General features: G+C 65.9%; 19 protein-coding genes. 7 read left to right on the top strand and 12 right to left on the bottom strand.

Annotated features, from left to right (window positions below; genetic code table 11):
• Nucleotides 1–160 precede the first annotated feature (160 nt).
• Nucleotides 161–541, top strand: a complete 381-nt coding sequence (locus tag M0534_RS09515; RefSeq protein WP_248568193.1) for a hypothetical protein — start codon at nt 161–163, stop codon at nt 539–541.
• A 77-nt stretch (nt 542–618) separates the two neighbouring features.
• Here the strand turns inward: M0534_RS09515 and M0534_RS09510 are convergent, their stop codons facing one another.
• The 3 genes from M0534_RS09510 to M0534_RS09500 all read right to left on the bottom strand — a co-directional run bounded on the left by M0534_RS09510 (nt 619) and on the right by M0534_RS09500 (nt 3,505).
• Nucleotides 619–1,182, bottom strand: coding sequence for a cob(I)yrinic acid a,c-diamide adenosyltransferase (locus tag M0534_RS09510; RefSeq protein WP_248568192.1), 564 nt, complete (start codon nt 1,180–1,182; stop codon nt 619–621).
• Nucleotides 1,182–1,397, bottom strand: coding sequence for a DUF1289 domain-containing protein (locus M0534_RS09505; RefSeq protein ID WP_248568191.1), 216 nt, complete (start codon nt 1,395–1,397; stop codon nt 1,182–1,184). The genes M0534_RS09510 and M0534_RS09505 overlap by 1 nt, the downstream gene beginning before the upstream one ends.
• A gap of 158 nt (nt 1,398–1,555) precedes the next feature.
• Nucleotides 1,556–3,505: a transglycosylase SLT domain-containing protein gene (locus tag M0534_RS09500; RefSeq protein ID WP_248568190.1), complete on the bottom strand. Its 1,950-nt coding sequence runs from the start codon at nt 3,503–3,505 to the stop codon at nt 1,556–1,558.
• 329 nt (nt 3,506–3,834) lie between these two features.
• Here M0534_RS09500 and M0534_RS09495 point away from each other — a divergent pair, with 329 nt between their 5' ends.
• On the top strand, nt 3,835–4,380 hold the full coding sequence (locus tag M0534_RS09495; protein WP_248568189.1) for a sigma-70 family RNA polymerase sigma factor: 546 nt from the start codon (nt 3,835–3,837) through the stop codon (nt 4,378–4,380).
• Nucleotides 4,377–5,117 carry an anti-sigma factor gene (locus M0534_RS09490; protein ID WP_248568188.1) on the top strand — a complete coding sequence of 247 codons (741 nt, stop codon included), beginning with the start codon at nt 4,377–4,379 and terminating at the stop codon, nt 5,115–5,117. Before M0534_RS09495 ends, M0534_RS09490 begins: the two co-directional genes overlap by 4 nt.
• Before the next feature lie 23 nt (nt 5,118–5,140).
• Here the strand turns inward: M0534_RS09490 and M0534_RS09485 are convergent, their stop codons facing one another.
• From M0534_RS09485 to M0534_RS09470, 4 genes are all read right to left on the bottom strand, one after another.
• A complete protein-coding gene (locus tag M0534_RS09485; protein WP_248568187.1) occupies nt 5,141–6,373 on the bottom strand; it encodes a pyridoxal phosphate-dependent aminotransferase in 1,233 nt (410 codons plus the stop codon).
• A 288-nt stretch (nt 6,374–6,661) separates the two neighbouring features.
• Nucleotides 6,662–7,639 (bottom strand): 4-hydroxythreonine-4-phosphate dehydrogenase PdxA, encoded by a 978-nt coding sequence (gene pdxA, locus M0534_RS09480; protein ID WP_248568186.1) that lies wholly within the window; start codon nt 7,637–7,639, stop codon nt 6,662–6,664.
• Between the two features lie 5 nt (nt 7,640–7,644).
• Entirely contained in the window at nt 7,645–8,928 is a 1,284-nt protein-coding gene (locus M0534_RS09475; protein WP_248568185.1) for a peptidylprolyl isomerase, read from the bottom strand.
• 10 nt (nt 8,929–8,938) lie between these two features.
• Nucleotides 8,939–11,254, bottom strand: coding sequence for an LPS-assembly protein LptD (locus M0534_RS09470; RefSeq protein ID WP_248568184.1), 2,316 nt, complete (start codon nt 11,252–11,254; stop codon nt 8,939–8,941).
• Between the two features lie 274 nt (nt 11,255–11,528).
• On the opposite strand from M0534_RS09470, the gene M0534_RS09465 reads away from it, so the two are divergent.
• The 4 genes from M0534_RS09465 to M0534_RS09450 are packed head-to-tail and all read left to right on the top strand — an operon-like array spanning nt 11,529 to nt 15,669.
• Nucleotides 11,529–12,518 carry an aminoglycoside phosphotransferase family protein gene (locus M0534_RS09465; RefSeq protein ID WP_486875122.1) on the top strand — a complete coding sequence of 330 codons (990 nt, stop codon included), beginning with the start codon at nt 11,529–11,531 and terminating at the stop codon, nt 12,516–12,518.
• Nucleotides 12,506–13,180: an N-acetylmuramate alpha-1-phosphate uridylyltransferase MurU gene (murU, locus tag M0534_RS09460; RefSeq protein WP_248568183.1), complete on the top strand. Its 675-nt coding sequence runs from the start codon at nt 12,506–12,508 to the stop codon at nt 13,178–13,180. The genes M0534_RS09465 and murU overlap by 13 nt, the downstream gene beginning before the upstream one ends.
• Complete coding sequence (locus tag M0534_RS09455; RefSeq protein ID WP_248568182.1) at nt 13,170–14,606, top strand: glutamate-cysteine ligase family protein; 1,437 nt, start codon at nt 13,170–13,172, stop codon at nt 14,604–14,606. The genes murU and M0534_RS09455 overlap by 11 nt, the downstream gene beginning before the upstream one ends.
• Before the next feature lie 4 nt (nt 14,607–14,610).
• Nucleotides 14,611–15,669 (top strand): M14 family metallopeptidase, encoded by a 1,059-nt coding sequence (locus tag M0534_RS09450; RefSeq protein ID WP_248568181.1) that lies wholly within the window; start codon nt 14,611–14,613, stop codon nt 15,667–15,669.
• On the opposite strand, the gene lipB is transcribed toward M0534_RS09450, so the two are convergent.
• From lipB to mltB, 5 genes are all read right to left on the bottom strand, one after another.
• Nucleotides 15,670–16,329: a lipoyl(octanoyl) transferase LipB gene (lipB, locus tag M0534_RS09445; RefSeq protein ID WP_248568180.1), complete on the bottom strand. Its 660-nt coding sequence runs from the start codon at nt 16,327–16,329 to the stop codon at nt 15,670–15,672. It abuts the gene before it with no gap.
• A gap of 214 nt (nt 16,330–16,543) precedes the next feature.
• Nucleotides 16,544–16,813, bottom strand: a complete 270-nt coding sequence (locus tag M0534_RS09440) for a YbeD family protein (protein WP_248568179.1) — start codon at nt 16,811–16,813, stop codon at nt 16,544–16,546.
• A gap of 12 nt (nt 16,814–16,825) precedes the next feature.
• Complete coding sequence (locus tag M0534_RS09435; RefSeq protein WP_428348739.1) at nt 16,826–18,040, bottom strand: D-alanyl-D-alanine carboxypeptidase family protein; 1,215 nt, start codon at nt 18,038–18,040, stop codon at nt 16,826–16,828.
• Between the two features lie 7 nt (nt 18,041–18,047).
• A complete protein-coding gene (locus M0534_RS09430) occupies nt 18,048–18,947 on the bottom strand; it encodes a septal ring lytic transglycosylase RlpA family protein (protein ID WP_248568177.1) in 900 nt (299 codons plus the stop codon).
• Nucleotides 18,944–19,942: a lytic murein transglycosylase B gene (mltB, locus tag M0534_RS09425; RefSeq protein WP_248568176.1), complete on the bottom strand. Its 999-nt coding sequence runs from the start codon at nt 19,940–19,942 to the stop codon at nt 18,944–18,946. The genes M0534_RS09430 and mltB overlap by 4 nt, the downstream gene beginning before the upstream one ends.
• Nucleotides 19,943–20,007: the final 65 nt, after the last annotated feature.

Below are 20,007 nucleotides of genomic sequence, written 5' to 3'. Positions count from 1 at the left end.
TGCTGCTGGAAAACGGTCCGCAGTTTATCACCGGTGCCGGCGTCGACGGCGAAAAGTCGACGATTTCGCAAATTTGCAACTGGCGCTGTTGGGGATCCGATTACGGTGTTACGCTCGGTAACCACTGGTCCCGCGCCGGACGTCGACAGGAGCTTCGCTTATGCCAAAGGACCTGTATGTCCTGAGTCACCGCCAGGCGGCCTTGGCCACCGTCGCCGGCCAGCGCATTTACGGTATGGTGCTCGACCACGCGATGCACATGGTGAGTCTGCAACTGGATGTGATGGGTGCCTACAGTCAATTTGCTCTGGGGCAATGCCGTTCACTTCAGGCATTTGTCGATTCCCCGGCCTGCCGGGATTTTCTCAGCAAGCGCGAAGCCCTGATCGGCGAGCTGTCACAGCGCCTGTCCGGTGACGCCGATGGCATGGCCAATCTGCAGCGAGACCTGGCCGAGGAATGGCAGCGCATCACCCGCGAAAACGTGATTTCCTTCGCCGATGCCGCGGAGCTCCGCAATCAACTCGACGCCGCCGACTGAGTCCGGCTTAAGGCACTGCCCCTACCAGGCTGCGGGTGGTGTTGCTCTGTCCTGCCCTGGGAATGGGCGTTCGGCCCTTACCGATTGGCGCCCGGCTGCCAGAGCACGTCCCCACCCGCATCCCGGTTGGCCTTCCTCGCCAGCACGAACAGATAATCCGACAGGCGATTCATGTAGGTCAGGGTCAGTGGATTGACTTCGTCGGCTGCGGCCAGCGCCGACACATCCCGTTCCGCCCGCCGCGCCACGGTCCGTGCCTGATGCAGGTGTGCGGCCAGCGCCGTACCCCCCGGCAGCACGAACGAGCGGAGGCTCGGCAGTTCTGCATTGTGCCGATCAATCGCCTGCTCAAGCCAGTCGATCTGCTCGGCGACGATACGCAGCGGCGGGTAGGGCGGGTTGTCCACCTCCGGCGTGCACAGGTCCGCACCCAGATCGAACAGGTCATTTTGGACCCGGGCAAGTTCCCGGTCCAGCTCGCCGTCGGTATGCAGCCGGCACAGTCCCAGCACCGCGTTCGCCTCGTCGACGCTGCCGTAGGCGGTAACGCGGGCACCATGCTTGGGCACCCGCTGCCCATCCCCCAGGCCGGTGTCGCCGGTATCACCAGTTCGCGTGTAGATGCGCGTGAGCTTGACCATCAGGCAAGTCCTCGGCCGGATCCAGCAGGCGTATCGAGTGGCATCTGGCCGCGATCATCCAGCTCCTGCAGTACGCGCCGTCGACTGGCAATGTCCATCGTGCTCCAGCCAGCTATCTCGGCCAGCGTGCGACGGCAACCCTGACAGTACTGGCGCTGCGCATCCATCTGGCAGCGGCCAACGCAGGGTGAGGCGGGATAGCCGTTGTCGGACATGACAGGTCAGGCTCCGGGCAAACCGCGCCCATCGCCGCTCCGGCGGCACGAGACAACGGTGCGAATGGGGTGGGCTGCGAGTTGCTGTGACTTCCGCAGCGCCCAACATATGCTGCTTCCAGCAACCGAAAAACACAAGCTGTTGCTAAGCTTGCGGGTCAGCCCTCGCTGCGGCGCGGGCCGGGCATCCGCTCGGGCATGACATCGCGCAGGCGGCGTGGCTCACCGTTCAGCTGCCAGTCATAGACCGCGCGGAACGCGAGGATACTCTTCACGTAGTCCCGCGTCTCGCCGAAGGTGATGTTTTCGATCCAGACCGCAGCCGGTTGTCCGGCATTGTCCCGAACCCAGCCATCCACCCGATTGGGGCCGGCATTGTAGGCGGCCGAAGCCATGATCAGGTTGCCGTCGAACCGATCCAGCATTTCGGCCAGGTAGTTGGCGCCGAGCCGCAGGTTTGCGGTCGGCTCGCGCAGATCCCGGTCACTGGGTGAGGGCAGGCCGAGGCCGGCCGCGGTCTGGCGTGCGGTGCCGGGCATGACCTGCATCAGACCCAGCGCGCCGGCATGCGAGCGGGCATCGGCGATGAACGCGCTTTCCTTTCGACTGATGGCGTAGATCAGCGCCAGGTCCAGGCCTTCCGCCTCGGCACTGCGCTGGAAATCCTGCCGCCAGGCGATCGGAAATCGCAGGCGCACGGCATCGTTCAGTCCGGCCCGGTTGGCGGTGAACACGGCGCGGTCGTACCAGTTCCAGTCTATGGCCATGGCCGCGGCCTGGAACAGGTCCTCGGCCGAATTCATGCGGTCGATGCCGGCAAGCCATTCGCGGCGGGCTTCGGTTTCCAGGTTGACGGCCCGTAGTTCCCGTGCGCGCAGGAACTCGATGCGCTCGGACAGCGCCTGCTGCCGTTCCTGGTCCGGGGCGGCGGTGGCATCGTTCATCGCGTAAGGCAGTTCCAGCCGATCCGCGGCCAGGAAACCGTAGTAACTGCGTTCCCGGGCGAGTTCCTCAAGTAGCCCCTCGGCCTCCTCGCGGCGTCCGTTGCGGGCCAGGGCCTCGCCGCGCCAGTAGCGCCACTCGCCGGTGCCGGCGAGTTCGCCGGGCATCATGCTGGTGAGCCGCAGCACCCGCTCCCACTGCTGCTGCCCCACCGCGATCCGGGCACTCCACTCGTAGACGTCGTTGTTGACCGCCTCGGCCGGCAGACCGGCCAGCAACTCGGCGGCCTCCCCGTCGCGTGACCAGGCCGCGCGCAGCGCGATCTGGCGTTGCAGATCCAGGCCCGTTTCGCGGTCCAGGACCTGGCGTTCGCGGAACCGGTCGAGCAGTTCGCGGGCCACGTCCCGCTCGCGTATCGCGAGCCGGCGGATGCCATCGGCAATCAGCTCGCGCCCGCGATCCGATTTGGTGTCGAAATGCGGATCCCGCAACCGGCGTTCCGGGTTGCCGGCAAGGCGTAGCCAGTCATCGAGCCAGTCCCGATCCCGACGGTCGATGCGGGGTCGTAGTGCGCGTGCCAACTGACGATCGTCCCGCGCCATGATCAGCCGGATGCGTTCCCAACGCTGCTCCCGGCTCAGCAGCTCACGGTCGTAGAGCACGTCGAACACGGCATCGCAGGCATCCGGCTGGGAATGGCCCACGGTCCACAGCGCAACGGCCTCCTCGACCCAGTCCTGATCCACGCCCTGTTCCATGCGCAGCGCACGCAGGCGATAGCAGTCCATTGTCGTACCGCCCTGACCATCCCAGTGGGCCAGGAACCCCGCCCAGCGGCGTTCCTGGCCCAGATGGTTCAGCCATTGTCGCTGCAGAAGCGGTGTCACTGCCAGGTTGGGGTGCCGTTCCACGAATCGGCGAACGTCCTCGCCGCTGGCATCAGGCAGACCCTGACGTAATGCACGCCATTCCAGGTACGGTGCCAGCGGGTAGTCTCCCAGACGCTGCAGGACCTGATCCAGGTCCACATCCCGGTTGCCGCGTCCAAGCCGGTCCCAGGTGGCAATGAACAGGCTGCGTTCGGCGTGTGGCTCCGCGGCCAGCGCGGTGCCGGCCATGGCGGGCTGGAGGAGGAGAAGCATCAGCGCGAAAAGCACAAGGCGCATGGGTCGGCTCCGGGTTCGGGCATGGTCATCAGGCAGAACAATACAACAGAAGTTGCCGCGGGAAACGCGGATTTCCACTCTGCTCCGTGCGGCTCCCGTAACGGGGTGCCTCCCGTCCGGCCGCAGGCAGTCCGGTCCGGCACCGCAATCCGGCCAGGGCAGGAAATAAGGGCACGGATCGAGTGGGCGCCGCATCCGGTTCCGGGCAGGGTTCGTACTGCCTTGCACCGGCTGGCGGTCAGGGTGACAGCCGTCTGATGTGGCACTTGTCGCCTCGACCTTCCATCATGGGTGCGACATTGGTCGCTCAGGATACGGAACCGGGGGATATGGGCCAAAGGGACGAACTGATCGATCTGCTGGTGTCGGTGAGCCATGGCGACCAGAAGGCATTCGAGCGCCTGTATCGGCAGACGTCGCCGCGACTGTTCTCCGTTTGCCTGCACGTGCTGTATCAGCGCGAACTTGCGGAGGAGGTGTTGCAGGAGGCCTATGTCCGTATTTGGCACCGGGCCGCCGATTATCATCCGGGGCATGGCAGCGCGATGGCCTGGATGTGCAGCATTGCACGGCATCGGGCGATCGATGTGGTGCGCCAGCGCGGACGTCGGCCGGACGGCGACGACGGCCTGGTGGAACTGCTGGTATCGGCAGATGACGGCCCGATGGACCTGTCCGCAGTGGCCCAGGAAAACCGGCGCCTGGCAGACTGCATGGAACGACTCAGCCCTGACCAGCAACGCAGCATCGTGCTCAGTTTCCTGCATGGCTTTACCCATGCGGAGCTGGGGCGCCAGTTGAAACGGCCCCTGGGCACCGGCAAGAGCTGGATACGGCGCGGTCTGGAAAGCCTTCGCAGGTGCCTGGCGGAATGAACGACAGGACGCAGAAGCTGGACGACGAGCTGGCCGCAGCTTACGTGCTCGGCACGATGACCGGCCGCACGCGGCTGCGGTTCGAGCGCCGGATGCAGCGCGAGCAGGAGTTGCGTGAGCGCGTGCTCGGCTGGCAGCGGCACTTCGATGCATTGCATGCCTTGCTGCCCGAGCGCCGTCCCACCGAGCGGGTCTGGCTGGGGATACTGGCGCGGATCAATATGGCAGGACGCAGCGAAGCCGAGGTAGGCATCCGGGAGAAACTGGGCGCGAGCATCCGCGTCTGGCGGACGCTGGCCCTGGCCGGGGCGGTCGGCGTCGCCGCCCTGCTGGTGTTCCAGCCCATGATGATGCCGCCGGATCCGCCGCCGGCCCCGGTGGAAGTGCCGTCGGCGGATTATCTGGCCGTGCTCTCCGGCGAGGGCGGCCGGCAGCACTGGATGCTGGCGGCCCAGGAGGCCGAGCAGCGGCTGCGCATCACCGCCGTCGAACCGCTGGAGACCTTGCCCGACCAGGATTACGAGCTCTGGCTGCTGCCACCCGAGGAGGATCCGGTGCCGCGCTCAATGGGGCTGCTGCCCCGGGTCGGCGACCGCACCATTTCGCTGGCCGAGGAGGACCTGCAGGACCTGCGCCAGGCCGGTGCATTCGCGGTCTCGATCGAGCCCGAGGGCGGCTCGCCCACCGGAGCGCCGACCGGGGAGGTCGTGCTGGTGGCGCCGGTGCTTCCGTTCTGACCCCGATTCGGCGGTAAATCGCCTCAGGCGGCGGTGCCGTATTGCCGCCGCAGTCGTCCGAGGAAATGGTCCAGCCGGTCCAGGGCGATATTCAGATCCTCGCGGTGGGGCAGGAACACCAGCCGCAGGTGGTCCGGCGTCGGCCAGTTGAAGGCCGTTCCCTCTACCAGCAGCAGATGTTCCTGGCGCAGCAGGTCCAGCACGATCCGGCGGTCATCCTTGATTGGGTAGATTTCCGGATCCAGTCGCAGGAAAAGGTACAAGGCCCCCTGTGGCTTGACACAGGACAGTCCCGGGATCGCATTGACCCGCTCGTAGGCCATGGTCCGCTGATCGTAGAGCCTGCCACCGGGCACGATCAGGTCGCGGATGCTCTGGTAGCCACCGAGGGCGGTCTGTACGGCGAACTGCGCCGGCACATTCGCACACAGCCGCATGGATGCCAGGATGTTGAGCCCTTCGATGTAGTCCTCGGCGCCGCTGCGATCGCCGCTGAGGAACATCCATCCCGAACGGAAGCCGGCGGCACGGTAGACCTTGGACAGTCCGGAAAAACTGATGGTCAGCACATCGTCGCTGAGCGAGGCCATCGGCAGATGTTTGACCTCGTCGTAGAGGATCTTGTCGTAGATCTCGTCGGCGAACAGCACCAGTCGGTGGCGTCGGGCCATGTCCACGATCTGCTCCAGCGTCTCGCGGCTGTAGACGGCGCCGGTGGGATTGTTCGGGTTGATCACGACGATGCCGCGGGTGTGCTCGGTGATCTTGGCCTCCATGTCCGCCAGATCCGGTTCCCAGTCCTGGGTCTCGTCGCACAGGTAATGCACCGGACGGCCGCCGGACAGGCTGACCGCGGCGGTCCACAGCGGATAATCCGGCGCCGGGATCAGCACCTCGTCGCCGTTGTTGATCAGCGCCTGCATCGACATCACGATCAGTTCGCTGACACCGTTGCCGAGCCAGATATCGTCAACGTCGACATCGCGCACGCCCTGCTGCTGGCATTGCTGCATCACGGCCTTTCGCGCGGCGAACACGCCGCGCGCATCGGAATAGCCCTGGGCCCGCGGCAGGTTGCGGATCACGTCCTGCAGGATTTCGTCCGGCGCCTCGAAGCCGAATGCGGCCGGGTTGCCGATATTCAGCTTCATGATGCGCTGGCCTTCGTCCTCGAGCCGGGTGGCTTCGGTCAGAACGGGGCCCCGGATGTCGTAGCAGACGTCCGCGAGTTTGTGCGATTTGCGAAGCGTGCGCATGGCCCACCCAATACTGGTGCGTGAAACAAGCCGAGCAGTATAACGAGACGCAGGGATCGCCGCGATAGCGGCGGAAACCAGCACGGCACTTGCAAATCGCAGAGGTTCTGCACGAAGGCGGGGGCAGGGGAGCAGCAGCGAAGGAACGTCGGCGGCAGGGATGCCGCCGTCGAGCCCGCATGGACGCGTTTACGGCGTTTCCGGAGCTGCTGCTCCCCTGCCCCCGCCGCGCCGGAAGGTCTTAACTCTGATTTATTCGCGAGTCTGCGCTGAGACCAGCACTGACAATCAGGCGGCCGCCTGCACCATGCGCGCCGCGTAGTCGATCGCCGCCTGCAGGCTGCCGGTCTCGGCCTGGCCGCTGCCGGCGAGAGGCAGGGCCGTTCCATGATCCACCGAAGTGCGGACGATCGGCAGGCCCAGGGTGATGTTGACCGCCTCACCGAAGCCGGCGTGTTTCAGCACCGGCAGGCCCTGGTCGTGGTACATGGCCAGCACTGCGTCGGCACCCTGTAGCGAACGTGGCGTGAACAGGGTATCGGCGGGCAAGGGCCCCACCAGGTTCAAGCCGTTGGCCCGCAACGAATCCAGCGCTGGATTGATCACGTCCAGCTCCTCGCGACCCAGGTGGCCGCCTTCGCCGGCGTGCGGGTTGAGTCCGCAGACCAGGATCCGGGGTCGTTCGATGCCCAGCCAGCGTTGCAGGTCACGGTCCAGGGTTTCCAGCACCTCGGCCAGCAGTGGTCCGGTAATCGCATCGGCCACATCCCGCAACGGCAGATGCGTGGTGGCCAGCGCCACCCGCAGCTCGCCGGCGGCCAGCATCATTACCGGGCGCATGCGGCCGCAGAGCTCGGCGAAGAATTCGGTGTGGCCACTGAAGGCGACACCGGCCTCGTTGATCACGCTTTTCTGCACCGGCGCCGTGACCACGGCATCGAAGTCGCCGTCCAGGCATCCCCGGCCGGCCAGGCGCAGCATCTCCAGCACGTGGGGGCCGTTGGCGGGATCGAGCCGGCCGCAGCGGACGCTGGCGGCAACGGGGCAATGCCGCAGGGTCAACCGTCCGGCTTGCCTGCAGGCCGGACCGCCGTCATCCTCCCGCAGCACCAGAGGCAGCCCCAGGTCACGCGCGCGGTCCTGCAGGACATCGTGGTCGCCGATGGCAACCAGCCCGTGGCTGCGGGCCTGCTGGGCAATCTGCACGACGAGGTCAGGGCCAATACCCGCCGGTTCACCGACAGTCAGCGCCAGTCGGTCGGCCACGCCGCTCAACTCTCCAGGCGGTTGTCGACGAAGGCGTCGTCACGCAGGCGGCGCAGCCAGCCCTCCAGCGCTTCCTCGCCCTTGCGCTCGCGGATCTGCGAGGCGGCTCGGGCACGCCGGTAATCCTCGGTACTGTCGTGTTCGCGCCGGTCCAGCACTTCGACGATGTGCCAGCCGAACTGACTCTGGAACGGCTCGCTGATTTCGCCGATCTCCAGGCTGTCCATGGCGCGCTGGAAGTCGGGCACCAGTTGGCCCGGCGAGGTCCAGTCCAGGTCGCCGCCGCCTGATGCGGTGCCGCGGTCATCGGAATGGGATTGCGCCAGTGCCGAGAACGATTCGCCGTCCTCGACGATGCGTTCGCGCAGGCTGCGCAGCCGTGCCTGGGCATCCTGGTCGCTGACCACCTCGCTGGGCTGGATCAGGATGTGCCGGGCACGGGTCTGGGTCACGATCTGGGTATCCTCGGAACGGCGGTCCTCCAGCTTGACGATGTAGAAGGCGTTGCCGCCGCGCAGCACCTCGGACACCTCGCCGCTTTCCATGGCCATCACGTCCTCGGCAATCGCGCTCGGCAACTGGCCCGCCTGGCGCCAGCCCAGATCACCGCCTTCCAGTGCCTGCTGGCCATCGGAAACCCGGGCTGCCACCTGGTTGAAGTCTTCACCATCGCGGATTTCGGCCAGCGCGCTCTCCGCCTGCTCGCGGGCTTCGGCGATGGCATCGGAGGAGGCCGCGTCCGGGGTCGAGATCTGGATCAGGCTGACCCGGTATTCCATGTCTTCGGAGCCGGCCGCCGTGGCCAGGAATTCGTCGATTTCCTGCTGGCTCACCTCAACCTGCCGCTCCACCTGTTGCTGGTGCAGCCGGCTGATGATGATTTCCTCTTCCAGGTCCTGGCGGAAGCGCTCGAACGGAATGCCTTCCGCCTGCAGTGCCTGCTGGAACTCCGGCAGGCCCATGTTGTTCTGTTGGGCGACCCGGCGGACCGCAGCGTTCAGGGTCTGTTCGTCGACGGTGATACCCATCTGCGCAGCCCGGTTGAGTTGCAGCCGCTTCATGATCAGGCGCTCCATCACCTGACGTTCCAGCTCGCGGCCGGTGGGCAGGTTCTGGCCGGCAAACTGCTGTTGCACCGACACGGTTTCCGCGCGCAGTTCCGATTCGAGAATGATGTCGTCGTTGACGACGGCGACGATGCGATCGATCGGCTCGGCCAGGGCGGCACCTGCAAACAGGACCACGGCCAGGCTGACGGCAGCGCGCAGCGATTGGAAAATTGCTGTCATGGGAACGGATTTACCTCAGGCGTTCGTAACCGAAAACGGTTTCGTCGAGAAGATCGCGCACATTGTCACCGATATTGCCCAATCCACGAAACTCGAACTGCAACAGGATCTGGCGATCGGGTTCTTCCTGCGGTTCTTCCCGGAAATAGCGGCTGACCAGCCGGATGCTCCAGCAGCAGTCCCTGTACTCCAGACCACCAAACGCCTCGATGGTTTGCCCTTCCAGCGAGTCATAGCGCCAGCCGCCCAGGCCGCTCCAGCGCTGACTGATCGGGAACACGGCGGCCACGTCGCCGATTTCCAGCCGGCGCTGATCATCGCGGTATCGCGATCGGTAGCCGGTGGTGATCACCGGGCGCAGGCCATGACTGGCCGAGGTCCGCGGCGGCATCCAGCTCAGCCGCGCGCCGGCCAGTGAGGTCTTGCTGGTGTCCGGGTCCCACTGGAATTCGGTGCGGGCCTGAAAGCCGGCCGGCAGCAGGGCCTGGGTTTCTGTGATGATGTCCGAACGGTTGCGGGTGTCCGGTTCGTCATCGGCGAAGGCGGTCACCCGGCGGTCGGTGAAGAAGTAGGCCTGGCCGACCCCGATCCGGAAGTACTCGCGACCGCTGAGCCGGTTCCGGAAGCGGCTGCTCAGGCCCAGGCTGATCTGGTTGGTGTCACCGACCCGGTCGCCACCAATGAAGCGGTTCTCGCTGAACAGCTGGAACAGACTGGGCTCCGGACGGCCGGTGTCGAACAGCGGGATGTCGTCCTGGTCCGTGTACGGCACGAAGGCGTAGAACAAACGGGGTTCCAGGGTCTGGGTCAGCTCCCGGCCGAAGCCCTCGAAATGGCGATCGAAGAACAGTGCCGAATCGATGCTGGCCAGCGGCAGCACCCGGTTTACGCTGGCGTCCTTGCCCTCGTTCCGGCTGCCGCGGTCCAGGTCATAGTTGGTCGCGCGCAGGGTCAGGGCGGGACGGATGTAGCCGGCCGCCGATTCGAACGGCATGCTGACCCGGGGCGCGATGTCGAAGCGGTTGCCGGTGTCGCGGATCCTCCGGCCCGGCGTGTCGAAGCGCACCGCCTCGCCGTAGAACGTGCCCTGCAAGGGCACCTCGCCGAGCTCGGTCCGCGCCGGCGTGTACAGATAATCCAGTTGCGGTACCCGTTCATAGGGCCGGTTGGCGACGTTCAGGTCCGGGTTCAGGTTCTGGAACACCTGGGTGCGCAGGCGGGCCCGCACATCGGTGGTGCTGTAGGTGAACGTGCCTTCGGAGGGCAGGTTGTTGCTGCTGGAACGATACAGTGAGGTGCCGAGGTCGCGGAAATACTCGTCATCACTGACCCGGTTGAACTCACCCCGGAAGCGCAGGTTGCGGGCCAGGCGCATGCGGTGGTTGAAGGCCACGCTCCAGCGGTCGCTGCCGAACTCGTCGTCGTCCGGCAGGTAGGCGACCCGCGCCTCGCCCTCCGAATTAAAACGCCGCTGCAGGTAGCGGAATTCGTTGTCCAGCATCAGCCCGCGCTTGCTCAGGTAGCGGGGGATGATCGTGGCGTCGTAGTTCGGCGCGATATTCCAGTAGAAGGGCACACTGATGTCGGTGCCGGTGCGGTCCGACTGCGACAGTGTCGGTGGCAGCAGACCGGTCTTGCGGCGGTCGTCGATCGGGAAATTGACGTAGGGCGTATAGAAAACCGGGGCCCCGAACATCACCATGCGGGCGTGCCAGGCTTCACCGCGGCCGGTCTCGCGATTGAGCCGGATCCGGCTGGCCCGCATGTTCCAGAGTTCATCGCCCGGTTCGCAGGTGGAGTAGCTGGCGTCGCTCAACACCACCACCTGCCGGCTTTCCAGTTCCAGGTGCCGGGAGCGGCCCTGCATCAGGGTCTCGGCGAACACGTATTCGACATCGTCCATTTCGCCCTGATCCGAGGCCAGCCGCATGTGCCCCTGGCTGCCGCCGAGGATCAGGCCATCCTGCTGGTAGCGCATGCGGCCGCGGGCCTCGGCCCGGTCCTCGCGTTCGAGGTAGCGCATGGCATCGGCGCGCAGTTTTTGCCCGCCATGATCCACCTCGACATTGCCCTCGAGATCATGCACCCGGCGACGGTTGTCGAAGGTGGCCCGGTCGGCATCGATCACCATCGGCGTGTCCGGGTCGTCGGGCAGCACCAGCGGCGTCATCTCGAAAGCAGGTGGCGCATCGGCGCAACCGTCCCAGCGCTGGCGCTCTTCCTCCAGCACCGGCCATGGCTCGGGGGTATCGGCAAACACCAGGCAGGGCAGCATGGCCAGCGCCAGAGCCGGCAGGCGAGGGCGGATGCGGATGCTGCGAATCACTGTGGTCCCCTTGGTGCGCGCCGGGCAGGTCCCGCGCCATGTCGTTGTTCTCGCGGTCCGGCCGGTGCTTCACCGGTCTGCATCCGGTCAGACGCGCATTCTCTGTTATCACGCATGCTACCGCCGCCCAGCAGAGGCCGCCAACGCGAACCTGCATTCCGCCGGTCGGCTGCCGTTCCCGGTGACGGGGGTCGAGCGGCAGCGGTGCCTGACATACACTGCGAAACATTCAGAAGGAGGGAATGCCGTGGCCGAACAGGCGAACGAGGACAGCATGGACGACCCGCGGCTGACGGCGCTGCGCGACTGGCTGGTCGACGATCAGGGCTTGCAGATCCGGGACATGATCCCGGCATCCAGCGATGCCAGTTTCCGACGCTACTTCCGCGTGCGCCATGCCGATGGCGAGGCGATTGCGATGGATGCGCCACCGGACACCGAGGATTGCCGGCCGTTCGTGACCGTCGCCGGCCTGATGCGGGGCGCCGGCGTGCGGGTGCCGGAAATCCTGGCGCAGGATCTGGAGCGGGGGTTCCTGCTGCTCGAGGATCTCGGCCGCCACACCTACCTGGATGTGCTGTCGGACAAGAACGCCGACGCCCTGTTCGAGATGGCCGTGGACGCGCTGGTGCGCTGGCAGAAGGCCAGCCGGGCCGGGGTACTGCCGGCGTACGATGCGTCGCTGCTGCAACGCGAGCTTCGGCTTTTCCCCGACTGGTACCTGGAGCGCGCGCTGGGTCTGGAACTGGCTGCGGCGGACCAGGACTGGCTGCAGGTCTGGTTCGATCGCCTTGTCGACCGTGCCCTGGATCAGGAGCGGGTCTTCGTCCACCGCGACTACATGCCGCGAAACCTCATGTTCAGCATGCCGCCCCCGGGCGTGCTGGATTTCCAGGATGCCGTCTACGGCCCGGTGAGCTATGACATCAGTTGTCTGTTCCGGGATGCCTTCATCAGTTGGCCGGCGGATAAGGTGGATGCCTGGCTGGCGCTGTACTGGGAGCGTGCCGGCAAGGCCGGAATCGCCGTGCCTGCCGAGTTCGCCGCGTTTCGCAGTGATTGCTTCTGGATGGGCGTGCAGCGCCACCTCAAGGTGTTGGGCATATTCGCCCGCATTCGTCACCGTGATGGCAAGCCCCGCTACCTGGAGGATGCGCCGCGGTTCCTCCGATACCTGGACGAGGCTGCCGTAGCCGAACCCGAGTTGGAACCCCTGGTGCAGCGGATCCATGACTGGCATGGCGAGGCCGGATGCGCGCAATGATCCTGGCTGCCGGTCGCGGCAAGCGGATGCGGCCGCTGACCGATCGCGTGCCCAAGCCCCTGCTGCCGGTGGCGGGCAAGCCGCTGATTGTCTGGCACCTGGAACGCCTGGCGCGCGCCGGTCTGCACGATGTCGTGATCAACCATGCCTGGCTGGGAGAGCAGATCCCGGCGGCCCTGGGCGATGGCAGTCGTTGGGGGCTGCGAATCCGTTATTCCGATGAAGGCGCGGCGGGTCTGGAGACCGGCGGAGGGATTCACCGCGCGCTGCCGATGCTTGGTGGGGCGCCATTTCTGGTGCTCAATGGTGATATCTGGACTGACATCGATTTCGCCGGGCTGCAGCTGTCGGCCGGTGATCTGGCGCATCTGGTACTGGTCGAGAATCCCGGCCACAACCCGGTCGGTGATTTCCCGCTCGACGATGGGCGCGTGGCCGGCTCTGGCCCGCGTTATACCTTCAGCGGCGTTGGCGTCTACGATCCGGCGCTGTTTGCCGCTTGTGCCCCTGGAGCCTTTGCCCTGGCGCCGCTGCTGCGCGCGGCAGCGGCGGAGGGACGTGTCGGCGGGGAACTGCACCGCGGCCGCTGGTGTGACGTGGGGACGCCGGAGCGGTTGCAGCAACTGGACCAGGCGCTGCGGGGGCTGACTGATGGGGCGTGATGTCGGGCTGGGGCGTTACGGACCGGCGGATTTTCACGCCTTCGGCGAGCGCCTGCGCCAGGAGACCGAGCTGCTGCGGCAATGGTTGCAGCAGGGGCGATTATTGGCTGAGCCGCCGCGCATCGGTTTCGAGCTGGAGGCCTGGCTGGTCGATGCGGGCGGTCAGCCGGTGCCGGAAAACCAGGCCTTCCTGCAACGCATGAGCGACCCGATGGTGGTGCCCGAGCTGGCTCGTTTCAACGTCGAGCTCAACGGCCCGCCCCGCTGGCTGGCGGACAACCCGTTCTCCGGTTTGATGGATGACCTGCAGGGATTGTGGCAGCGGTGTAACGCGACCGGCGAATCGATGGGTCTGCACCCGGTCATGATCGGAATCCTGCCTTCGGTGCGACCGGAGCATCTCGGCCTGCCCCAGATGACCGATGCGGTGCGTTATCGGGCACTGAACGAACAGGTGCTCGCGCTGCGCAACCAGCAGCCGTTCCGGGTTGCCATCCAGGGTCCGCAGGAGGCGCTGGAACTGGAGCAGCAGACAGTGATGCTGGAGGCGGCGGCCACCTCGTTGCAGTTGCATCTGCAGCTGACGGCGGATAACGCGGCGCGCTGCTTCAATGCCGCGCAGCTGATGTCCGCGGCCAGCGTTGCCGTGGCCGCCAATGCACCAACGCTGTTCGGCCGCCGCCTCTGGCATGACACCCGGATCCCGCTGTTCGAGCAGGCGGTGGCGGTGGACCCGCCGGGGGCCGGGTCGGCACGCGGGCTGGACCGGGTAACCTTCGGTACCGGTTATACCCGCGACGGGCTGTATCCGCTGTTCGTCGAGAATCGCCAGCATTATCCGGTGTTGCTGCCGGAGGTTACCGGCGAGGCACCGGAGCAACTGTCCCATCTGTCGCTGCACAATGGCACCATCTGGCGTTGGAACCGGCCGCTGGTCGGCGTCGATGGCCAGGGACGCTGTCATCTGCGGCTGGAACACCGGGTGATGTCCGCCGGGCCGTCCGTGCCGGATGTGGTGGCCAATGCCTGCTTCTTTCACGGCTTGATCCAGGCCTGCGCGCAGCGTCCGGAACCGCTGGAGGCGGAGGTGCCGTTCCAGATGGCGGCGCGCAATTTCTACCGGGCTGCGCGCGATGGTCTGGATGCCCGGGTGGAATGGCTGGGCGGCCAGCGCGGCCCGCTGCGCGAGCTGATTCTTGAGCAGTTGTTGCCCATGGCGGCCGACGGCTTGCGCCGCTTTGGCCTGGATGAGGCGGCATGGCGGCCCTGGCTTGAGCTGATGCGCGAGCGTGTGGTGCGCGGACGTACCGGCGCCGTCTGGCAACAGCTCTGGCTGGATCGTCACGGTGGACCGATGGAGGGCCTGGTCTGCGCCTACCGCGCCGCCCAGCAGGCCGGCCGACCCGTACACGACTGGGAGATCTGAACGCGTGTCCGAACCGCTGCGCCTGCACCATTACGAGACGCCACCTGCCGAATTGCTGGACGTGCCGCCCACGGCGTTGCGGGATCTGCTGGGCGGGCCGAGCCTGCTCGAGTTCCCCGGGCGGCGGCAGCAGCCGGTGTTCCTGTCCGTGCTTCTGCACGGCAATGAAACCACCGGTTTCCTGGCCCTGCAGCGGCTGCTGCGCCGGTATCGTGACCGCCCGCTGCCGCGCAGCCTGCTGTTGTTCATCGGCAATGTGGACGCCGCCGCCTTCGATGTGCGCCGGCTCGAGGGCCAGGTGGATTTCAACCGGGTCTGGCCGAAAACCGAACTGCCGGATTGCCCGGAGACCCGGCTGATGGCGGCCCTGGTGGAACGTCTGCGGCGGCGGGAGCTGTTTGCCAGCATCGATGTTCACAACAACACCGGCCGCAACCCCTATTACGGCTGCATCAACAGGCTGGACGGGCGCTACATGGCCCTGGCCTCGTTGTTCAGCCGGACGATGGTCTATTTCACGCGTCCGCGCGGCGTGCAATCGCTGGCGATGGCGGACCTGTGCCCGGCGGTGACACTGGAATGCGGCAAGCCGGGCCTGGAGGCGGGGGTCGCGTATGTGGAGCAGTACATCGAGGATGTGTTGCATTTGTCGGAACTTCCGGAGCTGCCGCCCAGGGATCAGGTGGATCTGTTCGAGACCGTGGCGCGCGTTCGCATTCCGCCGCACCAGGACTTCGGATTCGATGGCAGCGGTCAGGGGCTGGATCTGCTGGAGGATCTGGATCGCCTGAATTTCCAGGTCCTGCCCAAGGGCACCGCGCTGGGCCGTTTCAGCGGCGAGTCGATGCCGGTGGTCGTGGACGACCCGGACGGAGCCGACGCCGAGGCGTATTTTCAGCTGCGCGATGGCGAACTGGTGACCCGGCGGCCGATGATGCCAAGCATGCTGACCCTGGACGGCACGGTGATCCGTCAGGACTGCCTGTGCTACATCATGCTGCCGGTGGCCGCGGAACGGATCGCTGATGCCAGGCGTTCGAAAGTCTCCCCGGACCCCGTCTGATCAGTCCCTGTTCCGTTTTTCCAGCAGCAACTGCAGGCGCTCTGCCAATCGCGGCCCGACGGTGTCGACGCTGGCATCGTGGAAGGCGGCCTGGTCGCGTATTCGGGTTACGCCAAGCCCGGGGTATCCGCAGGGATTGATGCGCTCGAACGGCGCCAGGTCCATGTCCACGTTCAGGCTCAGGCCGTGATAGCTGGCACCGCGCCGGACCCGCAGGCCGATGGCGCCGATCTTGTCGTCGCCGACATACACCCCCGGTGCATCGCGACGGGCGCGTGCCCGGATGTCCAGTTCGGCCAGCAGGTCGATCATCGCCTGCTCCAGCAGCATGACCAGGGCGCGCACGCCCAGTCCGCGGCGGCGCACGTCCAGCAGCGTGTAAAGCACCACCTGGCCCGGCCCGTGATAGGTCACCTGGCCGCCCCGGTCCACCGGCACCACCGGTATGTCGCCGGCATCAAGCACGTGTTCCGGCTTGCCATTCAGGCCAAGCGTGAACACCGGCGGATGTTCCACCAGCCAGAGTTCATCCCGCGTCCCCGGCCCGCGCCCGTCGGTAAAGTCCTGCATCGCCCGCCAGGTCTGCCGATAATCGCGCAGCCCCAACCGCCGCAGCAGCGGTGGTTGCGGGCGGGTATCGCGGGCGGTGTGACTGGACATGCGTTTTCCGATTCGTCGTCGAAGCTTGCGGGGCGGGGTGTCGGGGTGCCTGTCGTGGGGTGTCGGTCGCAGGGACGCGACCGTCAAGCCCTCATGGATGAGTTCACGGCGTCCCCTCGACAGGCACCCCGACACCCCGCTCCAGACCGAAGCCCGCGAACAAAGCGGCTCGTTCTTTAAACCTAAAACGTTAAACGTAAAACGATGACGCTGTTTAAAGCGTCATCAACACCTGCTCATCCGCATTCAGCGCCCGATAGACCTGGTCGAGCTGATGCTGGCTGCGGGCGGTGAAGGTAACGGTGACCGAGACGTAGTTGCCGCGGCGGCTGGCGGCGGTATCGATATCGGCGTCGCGCAATTCGGGCACGTGTTCGCGCACGATGCCGGCCACGCGCAGCACGAAGTCCGGCTCGGCCCGGCCCATCACCTTGACCGGGAATTCGCAGGGAAATTCGATAATCGTGTCGCGGGTTTCCGTCATTCGGCGCTCCGGCTACTGGAAGAACAGCAGGACTTCATCCACCAGGCTGCCGAAGAAGCCACCGGTGTCACCGTCCTCCAGTGCGATTAGCGGTGCTTCCATGATCACCTCGCCGTCCAGCTTGACGGTCACCTCGCCCAGTTTGTCCCCGCGACTGACCGGTGCAATGACCGGGCTGTCGATACGCATATTGGCATCCAGGTTCTCGTACTCCCGCTGGGGAATGGTGACGTACAGGGTCCGCTCCAGGCCCACCGGGATCGTGTCCGAGGCCCCTTTCCAGAGCTTCGGGCTGGCCAGTTCGGTATTTCCCTCGTACAGCGCATAGCTGCGGAAGAAGCGGAAGCCGTAATTGAACAGCGCCTGCGACTGATCGGCGCGGTCGCGGGGGCCGTCGGTGCCCATGACCACCGACACCAGACGCATGTCGTCGCGCTTGGCGGAACTCACCAGGTTGTAGCCGGCGCTGCTGGTGTGACCGGTCTTCAGCCCGTCCACGGAACTGTCACGGGTCAGCAGCAGGTTGCGGTTGCCCTGGGTGATGTCGTTGTAGGTGAATTCCCGTTCCGAGTAGTACTGGTAGGACTCCGGGAAGTTGCGGATCATCGCTGCCGCCAGCAGGGCCATGTCGCGGGCGGTGGTGGTCTGCGCCTCATCCGGCCAGCCGGTGGAATTGGTGAAATTGGTGTTGTACATGCCGATCTCCTCGGCATGGTTGTTCATCAACTGGGCAAAGGTCTGCTCGTTGCCGGCGATATGTTCGGCGATGGCCACGCTGGCGTCGTTGCCCGACTGGATGATGATGCCGCGGAGCAGGTCCTCTACCGCCACCTGCTTGCCGACTTCGACGAACATCTTCGAGCCACCCATGCGCCAGGCGGTCTCGCTGATCATGACCTTTTCGTCGAGCTGCAGATGACCCTCTTCCAGCTCGTTGAATGCCACGAAGGCGGTCATCAGCTTGACCAGGCTGGCGGGTTCACGCGGTGTGTCGGCCTCGCGCTCCACCAGGACGTTGCCGCTCTCGAAATCCAGCAGGATGTAGCTCGGGGCACCCAGCGAGGGCGGTGAGGGCACCGGCATGGACTGCGCCATTGCAGATCCGGTCAGCAACAGGAGGACGAGCGAAAGCAGGGCAAGACGGGGCGCATTCATCGGGTTTGGTACATCCTGGTCTGTCGTTGGCAAGAAAGCAGTGACGGCCGGGGTGCGGCCGTCGTCCGTTATGGTCGGGTCAGGGCTCGATGACGACCCGCGAGGCAGTGATGCCGTGATCCTCCAGTTCCCGGCTCAGTTGGTCCACGGCCTCCACCGAGCTCACGGGGCCGAGCTGAACCCGGTAAAGACCGCCGTCTCCGGCATTGTCGATGCGGATCTCGTCGAACCGCGCCTGATGCAATCGCTCCTTCAGGCGTTCGGCATTGCCGCGTTCGGAGAAGGCACCGGCCTGCAGGAAATAGCGCGGATCGCCGTTGCTGCCGCGGTTGCCAGTGGCTTCCTCCACCTCGCCGGGCAGACGCTCGGCGGCGCTTGCCTGGACCACGTTTCCACCGGCTTCATTTACGCCGTCGCCAGAGTCGGCCACCGCTGGCACGTCGTCATCCGCATGCAGTAGCTCGATGCGCACCGGCGCGACCCCGGCATCGACCATGTCCAGGCGCTGGGCCGCGGCGTAGGACAGGTCGATGATCCGGTTGCGGGCAAACGGGCCGCGATCATTGACCCGCACCACCAGTTCGCGGCCGTTGTCCAGGTTGGTCACGTGTACATAGGCCGGGATCGGCAGTTCCCGATGCGCGGCGGTCAGCTTGTACATGTCGTAGGGTTCGCCGCTGCTGGTGCGCCGTCCGTGGAATTTCTTGCCGTACCAGGAGGCGATACCCTCCTCCTCGAAGGTGCGCGGCATCTCCGCCATGACGTGGTAGGTCTGGCCGAAGACCTCGTAGGACTCCGGGTTGCCATAGCGGCTGCGCGGCTCGTTGCGCGGCACGACGTCCTCCAGCTGGGAGGTGTCCGGTGCCACCTCGGGCCCCCGATCTCGTTCCTTGTCCGGCGGGGCATCCGGTGTGCTGCTGCAGGCGGCCAGGATCAGGCCGCAGAGCATGACAAGTGGCAGGACGGAGCGATGAGTCACGCGTCGGTCTCCCGGCGTTCCCGCATCATTTCGCTGAGTTGCCAGACGGCCAGCGCGTAGAGCGGACTGTGGTTGTAACGGGTGATGACATAGAAGTTATGCAGCCCCACCCAGTATTCCTTGCCCTGTTCACCGTCGAGTTCCATCAGCACGGCGCCCAGTTCGTCATCCAGCGATTCGTCCACCACCACGCCGGCCGCACGCAGCTCGCCAACCGTGGTGTAGGGTTGCCGCCCCTGATTGGCCAGGCCGTCGATCTCGGCATCGTCCTCCAGGCTGGCCTCGAACACCACCGGATCACCCTCGCGCCAGCGGTGCTCGGCGAAATAATTGGCAACGCTGGACACGGCGTCCGCCGTGTTGCTGAGCAGGTCGCGGCGGCCATCGCCGTCGCCATCCACCGCATAGGCGCGGTAGCTGCTGGAAATGAACTGGGGAATGCCCATGGCGCCGGCGTAGGAACCGCGGATGGTCAGCGGGTCGAAGCCCTCTTCTTCGGCCAGCAACAGGTAGTGCTCGAGTTCACTGCGGAAGAAGTCAGCCCGCGGTGGGTAATCGAAGGCCAGCGTGGTCAGGGCGTCCAGCACCCGGTGCCGGCCCTGGTGTTCGCCGTAACGCGTTTCCACGCCGATGATGGCAACGATGATCGCCTCGCTGACGCCGAACTCCTCGGAGGCGCGCTGGATTTCGACGGCGTACTCCTCCCAGAAGGCGATGCCTGCGTCGATCCGGTCCTCGCGAATGAAGATCGGACGGTAGCGGTACCAGGGCATGGCTTCCGCCGGTCGCGAGATGGCGTCGATGATGTCCTGGCGATGTTCGGCATGTTGCAGGATGTTCTTCAGATCGCGCGGCGACAGCCCATGGCGTTCGGCCATCTGGTCGGCGAAGGCGTCGATGTCGGCGCGCTTTTCCGCGAACGAATCCGCCACGGCGGGCATGCTGATGAAAAGCAGCGCGGCCAGCAGCAGGTGAAGCAGGGGAGTGCGGTTCATGGACGATCTCTCGCAAGACAAACGGCGCGTGCCAAATTCCGCCACCGTCGAACCTTTCCCGCAGG

Origin of the sequence: Methylonatrum kenyense, from assembly GCF_023195885.1 — a bacterium.
Taxonomy (GTDB): Bacteria; Pseudomonadota; Gammaproteobacteria; order Nitrococcales; family Aquisalimonadaceae; genus Methylonatrum; species Methylonatrum kenyense.
The sequence above is the reverse complement of the archived record's forward strand: the minus strand, read 5'-3'. Positions and strand labels throughout refer to the sequence as shown.

Coding starts and splice junctions, on each gene's coding strand:
- M0534_RS09440 (WP_248568179.1), bottom strand. CDS start 16,813: ATGACGGAAACCCGCGACACGATTATCGAATTTCCCTGCGAATTCCCG.
- M0534_RS09495 (WP_248568189.1), top strand. CDS start 3,835: ATGGGCCAAAGGGACGAACTGATCGATCTGCTGGTGTCGGTGAGCCAT.
- mltB (WP_248568176.1), bottom strand. CDS start 19,942: ATGAACCGCACTCCCCTGCTTCACCTGCTGCTGGCCGCGCTGCTTTTC.
- M0534_RS09515 (WP_248568193.1), top strand. CDS start 161: ATGCCAAAGGACCTGTATGTCCTGAGTCACCGCCAGGCGGCCTTGGCC.
- M0534_RS09510 (WP_248568192.1), bottom strand. CDS start 1,182: ATGGTCAAGCTCACGCGCATCTACACGCGAACTGGTGATACCGGCGAC.
- M0534_RS09490 (WP_248568188.1), top strand. CDS start 4,377: ATGAACGACAGGACGCAGAAGCTGGACGACGAGCTGGCCGCAGCTTAC.
- M0534_RS09485 (WP_248568187.1), bottom strand. CDS start 6,373: ATGCGCACGCTTCGCAAATCGCACAAACTCGCGGACGTCTGCTACGAC.
- murU (WP_248568183.1), top strand. CDS start 12,506: ATGCGCGCAATGATCCTGGCTGCCGGTCGCGGCAAGCGGATGCGGCCG.
- lipB (WP_248568180.1), bottom strand. CDS start 16,329: ATGTCCAGTCACACCGCCCGCGATACCCGCCCGCAACCACCGCTGCTG.
- M0534_RS09455 (WP_248568182.1), top strand. CDS start 13,170: ATGGGGCGTGATGTCGGGCTGGGGCGTTACGGACCGGCGGATTTTCAC.
- M0534_RS09475 (WP_248568185.1), bottom strand. CDS start 8,928: ATGACAGCAATTTTCCAATCGCTGCGCGCTGCCGTCAGCCTGGCCGTG.
- M0534_RS09465 (WP_486875122.1), top strand. CDS start 11,529: ATGGACGACCCGCGGCTGACGGCGCTGCGCGACTGGCTGGTCGACGAT.
- M0534_RS09500 (WP_248568190.1), bottom strand. CDS start 3,505: ATGCGCCTTGTGCTTTTCGCGCTGATGCTTCTCCTCCTCCAGCCCGCC.
- M0534_RS09505 (WP_248568191.1), bottom strand. CDS start 1,397: ATGTCCGACAACGGCTATCCCGCCTCACCCTGCGTTGGCCGCTGCCAG.